This is a genomic window from Streptomyces sp. NPDC033221, assembly GCF_055577005.1.
Genome location: NZ_JBVIQN010000002.1, coordinates 51,647 through 63,062 on the forward strand (window position 1 = coordinate 51,647; position 11,416 = coordinate 63,062).

At 73.6% G+C, this 11,416-nt stretch carries 11 protein-coding genes and 1 riboswitch; of the genes, 6 read left to right on the forward strand and 5 right to left on the reverse strand.

Going from position 1 to position 11,416, the window contains the following annotated elements; all coding sequences use genetic code 11:
• Positions 1–19: 19 nt before the first annotated feature.
• Positions 20–643: a sulfite oxidase-like oxidoreductase gene (locus tag ACZ53K_RS02365; protein ID WP_468830971.1), complete on the forward strand. Its 624-nt coding sequence runs from the start codon at positions 20–22 to the stop codon at positions 641–643.
• A 40-nt stretch (positions 644–683) separates the two neighbouring features.
• Here ACZ53K_RS02365 and ACZ53K_RS02370 read toward each other — a convergent pair whose 3' ends face one another.
• The 5 genes from ACZ53K_RS02370 to thiO all read right to left on the reverse strand — a co-directional run bounded on the left by ACZ53K_RS02370 (position 684) and on the right by thiO (position 6,277).
• Complete coding sequence (locus tag ACZ53K_RS02370; RefSeq protein WP_468830974.1) at positions 684–1,589, reverse strand: deoxyribonuclease IV; 906 nt, start codon at positions 1,587–1,589, stop codon at positions 684–686.
• A gap of 146 nt (positions 1,590–1,735) precedes the next feature.
• Positions 1,736–3,724: a Stk1 family PASTA domain-containing Ser/Thr kinase gene (pknB, locus tag ACZ53K_RS02375; RefSeq protein ID WP_468830976.1), complete on the reverse strand. Its 1,989-nt coding sequence runs from the start codon at positions 3,722–3,724 to the stop codon at positions 1,736–1,738.
• Between the two features lie 201 nt (positions 3,725–3,925).
• The gene (locus tag ACZ53K_RS02380) at positions 3,926–4,720 is read right to left on the reverse strand and encodes a thiazole synthase (RefSeq protein ID WP_468830979.1); all 795 of its coding nucleotides are present in this window, start codon (positions 4,718–4,720) and stop codon (positions 3,926–3,928) included.
• Positions 4,721–4,730: 10 nt separating this feature from the next.
• Positions 4,731–4,949 (reverse strand): sulfur carrier protein ThiS, encoded by a 219-nt coding sequence (thiS, locus tag ACZ53K_RS02385; RefSeq protein ID WP_468830982.1) that lies wholly within the window; start codon positions 4,947–4,949, stop codon positions 4,731–4,733.
• The gene (gene thiO, locus ACZ53K_RS02390) at positions 4,946–6,277 is read right to left on the reverse strand and encodes a glycine oxidase ThiO (protein ID WP_468830985.1); all 1,332 of its coding nucleotides are present in this window, start codon (positions 6,275–6,277) and stop codon (positions 4,946–4,948) included. Before thiO ends, thiS begins: the two co-directional genes overlap by 4 nt.
• Positions 6,275–6,389: riboswitch (TPP riboswitch) on the reverse strand. (Overlaps the previous gene by 3 nt.)
• A 154-nt stretch (positions 6,390–6,543) precedes the next feature.
• On the opposite strand from thiO, the gene ACZ53K_RS02395 reads away from it, so the two are divergent.
• The 5 genes from ACZ53K_RS02395 to ACZ53K_RS02415 all read left to right on the forward strand — a co-directional run bounded on the left by ACZ53K_RS02395 (position 6,544) and on the right by ACZ53K_RS02415 (position 11,312).
• On the forward strand, positions 6,544–7,824 hold the full coding sequence (locus ACZ53K_RS02395; RefSeq protein ID WP_468830988.1) for an NAD(P)/FAD-dependent oxidoreductase: 1,281 nt from the start codon (positions 6,544–6,546) through the stop codon (positions 7,822–7,824).
• A 123-nt stretch (positions 7,825–7,947) separates the two neighbouring features.
• On the forward strand, positions 7,948–8,313 hold the full coding sequence (locus ACZ53K_RS02400; protein WP_030020891.1) for an Rv2175c family DNA-binding protein: 366 nt from the start codon (positions 7,948–7,950) through the stop codon (positions 8,311–8,313).
• A 155-nt stretch (positions 8,314–8,468) separates the two neighbouring features.
• Entirely contained in the window at positions 8,469–9,119 is a 651-nt protein-coding gene (gene thiE, locus ACZ53K_RS02405) for a thiamine phosphate synthase (protein ID WP_468830991.1), read from the forward strand.
• A 150-nt stretch (positions 9,120–9,269) separates the two neighbouring features.
• Positions 9,270–10,187 carry a methylenetetrahydrofolate reductase [NAD(P)H] gene (gene metF / locus ACZ53K_RS02410; protein WP_468830995.1) on the forward strand — a complete coding sequence of 306 codons (918 nt, stop codon included), beginning with the start codon at positions 9,270–9,272 and terminating at the stop codon, positions 10,185–10,187.
• Positions 10,188–10,238: 51 nt separating this feature from the next.
• A complete protein-coding gene (locus ACZ53K_RS02415; RefSeq protein ID WP_468830998.1) occupies positions 10,239–11,312 on the forward strand; it encodes a hypothetical protein in 1,074 nt (357 codons plus the stop codon).
• Positions 11,313–11,416 lie beyond the last annotated feature (104 nt).

Consider the following 11,416-nt stretch of genomic DNA (forward strand, 5'->3'; position numbering starts at 1 on the left):
GTCTGACACCATGGAGAGCATGGGTCAGCCCGAAAGCCGCGAAGCGGAACATCCTCAGCTGCCTCCGGGGCAGCGGCTGCAACGGGGCTGGCCGGTCACGCACTACGGCCCGGTGCCCAAGTTCCGGCCCGAGCGGTGGGAGTTCCGCGCGTTCGGTGCCACCACGGACGGCGGCAAGCACTGCTGGAACCACGAGGAATTCTCCGCACTGCCCCATACGACCGTCGTGGCCGACATGCACTGCGTCACGAAGTTCAGCATGCTCGGCGCCGAATGGGGCGGGGTTTCGACCCGTACGATTCTCGATCTCGCGCCGCCGGCCGGGGATGTCACCCATGTGATGGTGTGGGCCGAATACGGATTCAGTTCGAACCTCAAACTGGCCGACTTCGCCGACGCGAAATCACTGTTCGCCACCCACCGCTCCGGCGAACTGCTCACCGCCGAGCACGGCTTCCCGGTCCGCCTGATCGTCCCGCACCTGTACGCCTGGAAGGGCCCCAAGTGGGTGCGCGGCATCGAATACATGACGGCGGACCGCCGCGGCTTCTGGGAGGAGCGCGGCTACCACAACCTCGGTGACCCCTGGCGCGAACAGCGCTACTCCTACCAGGAGGAGCCGGGGGACGGCCCCGAGCTGTAGCGCGCGGGGCCGCCGGGACGGCCCGGTCCGGAGCGCTGCCTCAGACGGCCGGGCTCCGCAGCGCCTTCAGACGCGCCACGTCCGCCGCGTGCCCCTCCTTGCCGCCCGGGGTCTCGATCACCAGCGGTACGCCCAGCGTGGCCGGGTGCCGGAACAGTTCACCGAACGGGCCGGCCCCGATGTGCCCGGCGCCGATGTTCTCGTGCCGGTCCTTGTGGGCGCCGACGACGTCCTTGGAGTCGTTGGCGTGGATCAGTTTCAGCCGCCCCTCGCCCGCGACGTCGACCAGCTCGTCCAGCAGCGCCTTCATCCCGCCGGGCGCCGCCATGTCGTGCCCGGCCGCGAAGGCGTGGCAGGTGTCCAGGCAGATGCCCAGCTTCGGGTGCCGGTCCAGCGCGTCGAAGTACGGGCCCAGATCCTCCGCCAGCGCGCACAGCGACGCGCCCTGACCCGCCGTCGGCTCCAGCAGCAGCCACGGGTCGTCGTCGTGCGTCAGCTCCGCCAGCAGCGGGCGCACCCGTTCGCGTACCTGCGCCAGGGCCTCGGCGCGGGGCCGCCCGCCGGTCGCCGAGCCGGTGTGCACCACCACGCCGCGCGCGCCGATCGCCCGGCCCCGCTGCAGCGAGTGGCGCAGCGAGACCACGGACTTCTCGACCGTCTCCGGCGTGTGCGAGCCGAAATTGATCAGGTAGGGCGCGTGCACGAACACCGGGAGCGTCTCCCGCTCGCAGGCCTCCCGGAACGCTTCGTCCTGCTGCGGCGAGCCGGGCGGGGTCGCCCAGCCGCGCGGATTGGCGACGAAGACCTGGACGGCCTCGCCGCCGATGTCCCGGGCGTACGGGATGCCGACCTTGGCCAGACCGCCGGCCACCGGCACATGGCCGCCGACCGGGTTGCGCTCACGGGCGTGCTGCGGGGAGTCCTGCGGGGAAGGGGAGATGCTCACCCGTCAAGGGTGCCAGGTGCCGGGCGCCCGCTCCGGCGTGCGGGCGGGCATCCTTGCTCACAGCGCGCCCGGGAGGCGTGCGCGGGGCGCGCTCCCGGAGGCGTACCGGGCGCGCTCCCAGGGGTCCACGGGGCGCGCCCCGTGACTCACAGCGCGCTCTCCAGCCGGATCGTGATCTTGCTGCCCTTCGCCGCCTGCTCGCCGCCCGCGACCGACTGGCTCTCCACCTTGTCCCGTGGGAACAGGAACGGCTTCTTGACCTCGGCCTCGAAGCCCGCACCGGACAGCGCTTGCTTCGCGTCGGCGGCGCTCCGGCCCGTCACGTCCGGCACGGTGACCATCTCGGGGCCCTCGGAGAGGGTGAGGGTGACGGTGTCGCCCCGGCCCTGCTTGCTGCCCTGCCCCGGCGACTGCCGGGCGACCTTGCCCTTGTCGTGCGGGGAGTGCACCGTGCCGTCCGCGATCTTCACCTCGAAGCCCGCGCCGCGCAGGGTGGCCTCGGCGTCCGCCCGGTCCCGGCCGGTGACGTCCGGTACGTCGACCTCGGCGCCGCGGCTGACGGTGAGCGCGACGGCGGTGTCCGGGCGCCGTTTGCTGCCCGCCGCCGGGTCGGTGCCGATCACCGACCCCTTGGCGACCTCGTCGGAAAACTTCTTGTGCACCGTGCCGACCGTCAGCCCCAGGTCGCGCAGCCTGCGCTTGGCGTCGGCGACCGGCGTGCCCGCCAGGTCGGGCACCTGGACGATCTCCGGGCCCTTGGACAGGGTGATGGTGACCGTGCCCGTACCGCGGATGCGCTGACCGTTCTCCGGGGCCGTGGCCATGACGTGGCCGCGCTCCACGTTCGGGCTGAAGTCACGCTTGACCTGCACCTCCAGGCCCTCGGCGCGCAGCGTCCGCTCCGCCTTCTCCTGTGTCATGTCCAGCACGGCCGGGACGGTGGTGAACTGCCCGGAGTTGATGTACCAGACCCCCGCGCCCACCACCAGCACGAGCAGCACGGCGGCGACCACGGAAACGGTCTTGCGCCGGGCCCGCAGCAGTCCGGCCCACGCCCCGGACCGCGGCGCGGCGTCCGCCGGGCGCAGCCGGGTGGTCCGCTCGGCCGCCGACGCCGGGTCCGGCGGCGGGGTCTCCAGCCTGCTGGTGTGGTTCAGCGGCTCCTCCAGCGGCAGCGGCGGCTGTACGGCGATCCGCGGCAGCACGCTCGTACGGTCCTCGGAGCCGGCACCCGAGCCGTCCTCCGGCGCCTCGTTGGCCCGCGGCGGCACCGCGTCCAGCTGCGCGTCGGTCAGCTCGGACCGTACCGTGCGGGTCTGTGCGAGCAGCGTCACCGCGTCCTGGGGGCGCAGCTCGGGGCGGCGCGCGGTCGCCACGGCGACCAGGTCGTCCAGCTGCGGCGCCAGCTCGGGCGCGTACGTGGAAGGGGCCGGCACGTCCTCGTGCAGATGCTGGTAGAGCACCTGGGCCGCGCTGCCGCCGCTGTGCGGCTTGCCGCCGGTCAGCATCTCGAACAGCACGACACCGCACGCGTACACATCCGCGGGCGGACCGGCCGTACCGTCCTCGATCTGCTCGGGCGCCAGGTAGGAGACCGTGCCCAGGACGGAGCCGGTCGAGGCGGTGGTGTTCGTGCCCACGGTCCGTACGAGGCCGAAGTCGGCGACCTTGACCCGGCCGTCGTCGCCGATCAGCACGTTCTCCGGCTTCATGTCGCGGTGCACCAGCCCGGCCCGGTGGGCGGCGCCCAGCGCGGCCAGGATCGGCTCGGCGATGTCCAGCGCGGCCCGCGGCTGGAGGGCGCCGCGCTCCCGCAGCACGTCGCGCAGCGTGCACCCGGCGACGTACTCCATCGCCAGATACACATACGTACCGTCGGTGCCCTGGTCGTACACGCCCACCACGTTGGGGTGGTCGAGCCGGGCGGCGGACTTGGCCTCACGGATGAAGCGGTCGACGAACGCGGCGTCGGCCGCCAGTGACGGGTGCATCACCTTCAGGGCGAGCACCCGGTCCAGCCGGGTGTCCAAGGCCCGGTAGACCGTGGCCATGCCGCCGGCGGCGACGCGCGCCTGCACCTGGTAGCGGCCGTCGAGCAGTTGCCCGACCAGGGGGTCCTGAAGGGTCGTATCCACGGCAGACGAGTCTACGAGCCGCCGCGGCGGCACCGGACGCCCTGCCCGTGACCCACAGGCCATTGCATCCGAACAGTGACAGGAACGGGCTGCCGGACGGGCCGGGATAGGCGGGGATGTCCCTTTCGTGTGGGGCGGCGGGCGGCGGGTGGCACCCGGAAGCCGCCACCCGCCGTATCCCCTCCAGGGACACTCCCGTTCTCAGAAGGCGGGACGCTCCGGATCCAGCACGGCGACACCCTCCGTGGGCGAGGAGGCCGCCGCGTGATGGCGGCGCGGAATCCGCCCCGCCCGGAACGCCAGCCGGCCGCCCTCGGCCGCGTGCCGCATCGCCTCCGCCATCAGCACGGGCTCCTGCGCGCGGGTCACCGCCGACGCCAGCATCACCGCGGCGCAGCCCAGCTCCATGGCCAGGGCGACGTCGGAGGCGGTGCCCGCGCCCGCGTCCAGGATCACCGGGACCCCGGCCCGCTCGGTGATCAGCTGGAAGTTGTGCGGATTGCGGATGCCTAGCCCGGAGCCGATGGGGGAGCCCAGCGGCATGATCGCGGCACAGCCCACGTCCTCCAGCTTGCGGGCCAGCACCGGGTCGTCGTTGGTGTACGGCAGCACGGTGAAACCGTCGTCCACCAGGGCCTCGGCGGCGTCCAGCAGCTCGACCGGGTCCGGCAGCAGGGTGCGCTCGTCGGCGACCACCTCCAGCTTGACCCAGTCGGTGCCCAGCGCCTCACGGGCCAGCCGGGCGGTGAGCACGGCCTCGCCCGCGGTGAAGCAGCCCGCGGTGTTCGGCAGGACGCGGATGCCGTGCCGCTCCAGTACGGACAGCACCGAACCCTGCACGGTCGGGTCCAGGCGGCGCATGGCGACCGTCGTCAGCTCCGTCCCCGAGGCGAGCAGCGCCCGCTCCAGGATGTCGAGGCTGGGCGCCCCGCCGGTCCCCATGATCAGACGGGAGTCGAAGGTGGTGTCGGCGATGGTCAGGAGATCGTCGGCCATGGCGTACGGATCAGCCTCCCTGGACTGCGGTGAGGACCTCGACGCGGTCGCCGTCGCCGAGCGCGGTGGCGGGCCACTGGCCGCGCGGCACCACCGCCTCGTTGACGGCGGCGGCCACGCCGCGGGGAGCCGTGGTGAGCCCGGCGACGAGCCGGTCCAGGGTGAATCCGCCGGGGACCTCCCGGGGCTCGCCGTTCACGGAGACGGTGATGGGCGTGGTGACGGTCATACGGGCTGCTCCTGGGGGGCGGAGGCGGGCGCGGGGTCCTGCCGGGCACCGGAACCGGACGGCGGGAGGGGGCCGGCCGGGTCCGGAGCGAAGCGGTCCGGGGTGAACGCCCAGGCTTCCTCGGGCAGCGGGCCGCCGGTCAGCGCCGCCGCCATCACATCGCCCGTGACCGGCGTCAGCAGCACCCCGTTGCGGTGGTGGCCGGTCGCCACCAGCAGACCGGGCAGCGCGGTCGGGCCGAGCAGCGGCGCGTTGTCCGGAGAACCGGGACGCAGCCCGGCGCGGGTCTCGACCAAGGGCAGTTCGGTGATGCCGGGGACCAGCTCGTGAGCGTCCCGCAGCAGTTCGTACACCCCGCCCGCGGTGATCGTGGTGTCCCAGCCCAGTTCCTCGCTGGTCGCGCCGACGACCAGCTCGCCGTTCTCGCGCGGCACGAGGTAGAGCGGGCCGCCGCGCACCACGGCGCGCACGGTACGGGACAGGAACGGTACGCCGCCGGGCAGTCCGTCCGGCATCCGCAGCCGCAGCACCTGGCCCTTCACCGGACGGACCGGCGGCAGCACCTCCTCGGGAACGCCCGCCAGCTGCCCGCTCCGGCTGCCCGCGGCGAGCACGACCTGACCGGCCGCGATCCGGCTGCCGTCGGCCAGTTCGGCGCCGGTGGCGCGGCCCCGCCCGACGGTCAGCCGCTCGGCGGCGGCGCGGTGGAAGGCGACCCCGGCCCGCTCACAGGCGGCCAGCAGCGCGGCGGCCAGCCGGCGCGGGTCGACCTGGTGGTCCCCGTCCACGCGCAGCCCGCCGCGCACGCCCGGCGCGAGCATCGGCTCCAGGCGCCGGCACTCGCGCCCGGTCAGCCACTCGGACTCCAGACCGCTGCGGCGCTGGAGGGCGTGCAGATCGCGCAGGTGGGCACGGTCGTCGGCGTCCAGCGCGACGGCCAGCGTGCCGCACCGCCGGTACCCGAGGTCCAGACCGCTCGCCCCGGCCAGCTCGGCGGCGAAGTCCGGATAGCGGCGCGCGGAGGCCAGGTTGAGGCCGAGCAGCGTCTGCTCGCCGTAGTGCAGCTCGGTGACGGCGGCCAGCATCCCGGCCGCGACCTGGGCGGCGCCGCCCCCGGGGTCCGGGTCGGCGACGGCGGTGCGCAGCCCGCGCTGGGCCGCCCGCCAGGCGGTGACCAGGCCGATGATGCCGCCGCCGATGACCAGTACGTCCGGGCTTCCGCCGGGGGTTCCCGGCGTCTCCGCGGACGGCTGCGCGGCCGTCGGTACCGAGGATTCCGCTGGAGTTCGTGCCGATATCCGTACGGATGTCTGTGCAGGTGGATGCATGGGCGTCCAGCCCCTCCCTTCGCCGGCATGACCCGGATCAGGTTCGTACGGTCGGAGGCCGCGTCAGCCTCCCTCTCAGCCCGGTCGCGTCCGGGCTCCCGCGAGTGCGTTCACGGCAACCCTAGTACGGGCCGCCGACGCGCCGTAAGGGAGCGCCGGGACCGGGGACGGGCCCGGACCCGGCGGGTGACGGGCCGTGACGTTGTGTCATAGATCTCGTTGCGCGGTGCTGCTGGTCGCGAGACACGCCGTCCTACAGTGATCGGGTGAGCGAGCAGACCCAGCCCCAGGACCCTGACCGCGCGCGCCAGGACCGCGAACAGGCCGAGCGCGCCGCCGAACGCGCCCGGCGCGTCGTCATCGCCGGCGCCGGCCTGGCCGGTGTGCAGACCGCCGTCGCCCTGCGCGAACAGGGCTGGCGCGGCGCGGTCACGGTGCTCGGCGACGAGCCGCACCAGCCGTACGACCGCCCGCCGCTGTCCAAGGCGGTGCTGCTCGGCAAGGCCGACGGGTCCGCCTTCGACGTGGACTTCGAGGCGCTCGGCATCGAGCTGCTCCTGGGCCGGCGTGCCATAGGCCTCGCGGGCGCCTCCCGGGTGCTGGAGACCGACGCCGGGCCGCTCCCGTACGACCACCTGGTGATCGCCACCGGCGCCGAACCGGTCACCCTCCCCGGCTGCGACGGCCGGCCGGACGTCCACCTCCTGCGCACCCTCGACGACGCCGAGCGGCTGCGGCCCGTACTGACCGGGCAGCGCGAGGTCGTGGTCGTCGGCGCGGGCTGGATCGGCGCGGAGTTCACCACCGCGGCGCGCGAGGCGGGCTGCCGGGTGACGGTCGTCGAGGCCGCCGACCGGCCGCTGGCCGGCGCGCTGCCCGCCGAGGTCGCCGCTCCCATGGCGGCCTGGTACGCGGACAGCGGCGCCCGGCTGCGCACCGGCGCCCGGGTCGCCGCCCTCACCGACGGCGCGGTGACGCTCACCGACGGCACGACGCTGGCCGCCGACGCGGTCGTGGTCGGCATCGGCGCCCGGCCCGCGACCTCCTGGCTGGCCGGCTCCGGCGTCGAACTGTCGCCCGAGGACCGTTCCGTCCTGGCCGACGAGCGGCTGCGCACCACGCTGCCCGACGTGTACGCGGTCGGCGACTGCGTCTCCTTCCCGTCCGCCCGGTACGGCGGCCGCCTGCTGGTCCACCACTGGGACAACGCCCTGCACGGGCCTCGCACGGTCGCCGCCACCATCGTCCGCGGCGCCGCGGAGGGGCCGGTCTACGACCCGGTCCCGTACTTCTGGTCCGAGCAGTTCGGCCGCTTCGTGCAGTACGCCGGGCACCACGCGGGCGCCGACGAGACGGTCTGGCGCGGCGACCCGCAGAGCGCGGCCTGGTCGGTGATCTGGCTGCGCGAGGGGGTGCTCGTCGCGCTGCTGGCGGTCGGCCGGCCCCGCGACCTGGCCCAGGGGCGCAAGCTCATCGAGCGGGGCGCGGTGCTGGACCGGCGGCTGGCGGCGGACGCTTCGGTACCGCTGAAGTCGGCAGTGCTCTGACGTCCGTGCCACCTCTCCGGCGCGCTCGGGGGCGGTCCGCGCGCGGCGCTTCCGGGCGCCGTGGGCTGCGCCGATGGCGATGCCCGGGTACCGGCTGTCAGTGCGAGGTGGCAGGCTTGTCCTGTGACCGAGATTGACGCAAAGATCGATGGACTCGTCCCCGCCTGGCTCACCCTCCCCGACATCGCCGAGATGATCGGCGTGGAGGTGACGCGTGTGCGCCAGCTGGTGAAGGAGGGCCAGCTGATCGCGGTACGCCGTGGCGAGAACCGTGCCCTGCATGTGCCGGCCGACTTCATCAAGGACGGCAAGGTCGTCAAGGGCCTCGTCGGGACGCTCACGCTCCTGCGGGACGACGGCTTCGCCGACGAGGAGATGCTGGAGTGGCTCTTCACCGCCGACGAGACGCTGCCCGGCACCCCCGCCCAGGCCCTGCGTGAGAACCGCGGTACGGAGGTGAAGCGCCGGGCTCAGGCGCTCGCCGTCTAGACCCGCTCCCGGCTGCGGGGCGCGTCCGTGCGTTGTGCGTGTCCGCAGTCGTACCACCGTCGCGCTCGCACCCGCGGCCGCGACCGTCTTCGCACCACTGGCGTACGGGCCGGAAGGCCCGGCCCGTACGCCGCAGACCTGGGGGGACCCGCCCGATGACCACCGCACGCCACGCCCTGTCCGACGCCCGTCTCTACCTGTGCACGGACGCCCGCAAGCGCCAGGGCGACCTCGCGCAGTTCCTGGACGCGGTGCTCGCCTCGGGCGTGGACATCGTGCAGCTGCGCGACAAGGGCATGGAGGCTGCCGAGGAGCTGGCCCACCTGGAGGTCTTCGCGGACGCCTGCCGCCGGCACGGCAAACTGCTGGCGGTCAACGACCGCGCCGACGTCGCGCACGCCATCGGCTCGGACGTCCTGCACCTGGGCCAGGGCGACCTGCCCGTACCCGCCGTCCGCGCCATCCTCGGCGACGACGTGCTGATCGGCCGGTCCACCCACGCCGAGGCGGAGGTGGACACCGCGCTGGCCGAGCCCGGCGTGGACTACTTCTGCACGGGCCCCTGCTGGCCCACCCCCACCAAGCCCGGCCGCCACGCCCCCGGCCTCGGCCTGGTCCGCCACGCGGCCGCGCGCCGGCCCGAGCGCCCCTGGTTCGCCATCGGCGGCATCGACGCGTCCAACCTGGACCGGGTGCTGGAGGCGGGCGCCCGCCGGGTGGTCGTCGTCCGGGCGATCACCGAGGCCGAGGACCCGGGGGCCGCGGCCGCCGGCCTGGCGAAACGGGTACGCGCTCACGCGGAGTGAGGAGCGGATACGCGCTCGCGCGCAGTGAGCGGCGCGCCGTCTGAAGGCCGGATGTCCTGCCGGTGTCCGAGGCGTGGACCGGAACGCGGCTATCCGGGCATTTCGCCGGAGCCGGTTGGTGTGCGCGAGGCCGGTGGATAATCTGCACGTATGGCCCTAGGCACAGCTTCCACCAGGACTGATCGCGCACGGACCGTGCGCGACCTGCTCGCTTCCGGCAAGCAGTCGTACTCGTTCGAGTTCGCCGCCCCGAAGACGGAGAAGGGCGAGCGGACGTTGTGGAACGCCATTCGCCGGATCGAGGCCGTCGCGCCGACCTTCGTCTCCGTGACGTACGGTGCGGGCGGCACCTCCCGTGAGGGCACGGTGCGCGCGACCGAGCGGATCGCCACCGACACCACCCTGACCCCGGTCGCCCACCTGACCGCCGTCAACCACTCGCTGGCCGACCTGCGCAACATCATCGGCCAGTACGCCGACGCCGGCATCCGCAACATGCTCGCGCTGCGCGGCGACCCGCCCGGCGACCCGATGGGCGACTGGATCCAGCACCCCGAGGGCGTCCTGTACGCCGCCGAACTGGTCCGGCTCATCAAGGAGTCGGGGGACTTCTGCGTCGGCGTGGCGGCCTTCCCCGAGATGCACCCGCGCTCCACGGACTGGGACACCGACGTACGGCACTTCGTCGACAAGTGCCGGGCCGGCGCGGACTTCGCGATCACCCAGATGTTCTTCTACGCCGAGGACTATCTGCGGCTGCGCGACCGGGTCGCCGCGGCGGGTTGCGAGACCCCCATCATCCCGGAGATCATGCCGGTCACCAACGTCCGCCAGATCGAGCGGTTCGCGCAGCTCAGCAACGCGGCCTTCCCGCCCGAGCTGGCCGAGCGCATCCTCGCCGTCAGGGACGATCCGGCGGCTGTACGCTCCATTGGCATCGAGTATGCGACGGAGCTGTGTGCGCGCTTGATGGCCGAGGGAAGTCCCGGGTTGCACTTCATTACCCTGAACCACTCCACGGCGACGCTGGAAATCTACGAGAATCTGGGTCTGCACCAGCAGTCCTGACGGCGGTTTGCCGTACCACGGCGGCTGTGGGGCGGCGGAAGAGGGGCGTACATGGGCTGGGTGGTCCTCTACATCGCATTCGGCTGTGTTGCGCTCTGGCTCCTCGGCGAAGTGCTGCTCCAGTACAAGGCCAGACTGCGGTGGCGGCTGCTGGCCTTCACCGGCTTCCTCGGCGTGGTCGTCGGTGTCGTCATCCCGTCGATAGTCGTGATCGCGGTGGGCGCCATCGCCTTCGCGATCGGGCAGACCTATGTGACGCTCTCCTTCCGCAGCGGTTTCCAGTCCGGCTGGGCACTGCGCGGCAAGCGCCGGGACAGCGGAAAGCGCGGCGACAACCGGCGGCGCCGGGCCCGGGGCGGCGGCCGGGCGGCGGCCGCCGGGCCGACCCTCCAGGTCTCCGGTCTGGAAGCGGTCCCGGCCTCGGACGGCGCGGGAGCGGACTTCGAGGGAGGGAACTTCGCGGGTACGGACTTCGCGGGTACGGGCGGCACGCCGGCGGCCGGGACGGCCGCGTACGGCAGCACGGACCCCTTCACCTCGCAGGACCCCTTCGCTCCGCAGGACGGTTACGGGGGCGGGGCCCCCGCCGAGGTGTACGCCCCGCAGCCGATCCCCGAGGAGACCGGCCAGTACGGCATATACAGCTCCGACGCGCGCTCGGAGCAGCCCGGATATGCCGCGTACGACGGTTACGGGGGGTACGGGCAGGACGGTTACGGCTACGACGGTGGTTACGGCGCTGCCGCCCAGGGCGGGCAGGACGCTTACCCCGATCACTACAGCGCTTACGGCGCAGACCAGGGTCAGGGCCAGGAGCAGCATCAAGGCCAGGGCGGGCAGGCGCCCTACTCCGACCCGTACTCCGGCACACAGCAGTACGCCGCGCAGTACGACCCGTACGACCAGCCCGACGCCTTCGGCGGCACCCAGGCCTACCCGGCGCAGCAGTACACCGGCGTGCAGGACCCGTCGCAGGGCCAGGCACAGCCCTCGTACGGCGAGACGCCGCCCGGCGGGGTGTGGGTCCCCCAGCAGCGCGGCACCGAACCCGACGCGGACCCGGCGTACCCGCCCTACCAGCCACCGCAGAACCAGGGCTTCGACGGGCAGCAGTACCGCTACTGAGCGGCCGGGCCGGGTGAGGCCGAGTCGGGCAAGGCCGTACCGGACTCGGCACGGCCGGGTAAGGCCCGGCGCGGCCGGACAGGGCCCGGCCCGCTCCGGCCAGC

Coding starts and splice junctions, on each gene's coding strand:
- thiS (WP_468830982.1), bottom strand. CDS start 4,949: ATGACCGTCACCACGCCCATCACCGTCTCCGTGAACGGCGAGCCCCGG.
- thiO (WP_468830985.1), bottom strand. CDS start 6,277: ATGCATCCACCTGCACAGACATCCGTACGGATATCGGCACGAACTCCA.
- thiE (WP_468830991.1), top strand. CDS start 8,469: ATGACCACCGCACGCCACGCCCTGTCCGACGCCCGTCTCTACCTGTGC.
- metF (WP_468830995.1), top strand. CDS start 9,270: ATGGCCCTAGGCACAGCTTCCACCAGGACTGATCGCGCACGGACCGTG.
- ACZ53K_RS02380 (WP_468830979.1), bottom strand. CDS start 4,720: ATGGCCGACGATCTCCTGACCATCGCCGACACCACCTTCGACTCCCGT.
- ACZ53K_RS02415 (WP_468830998.1), top strand. CDS start 10,239: ATGGGCTGGGTGGTCCTCTACATCGCATTCGGCTGTGTTGCGCTCTGG.
- ACZ53K_RS02365 (WP_468830971.1), top strand. CDS start 20: ATGGGTCAGCCCGAAAGCCGCGAAGCGGAACATCCTCAGCTGCCTCCG.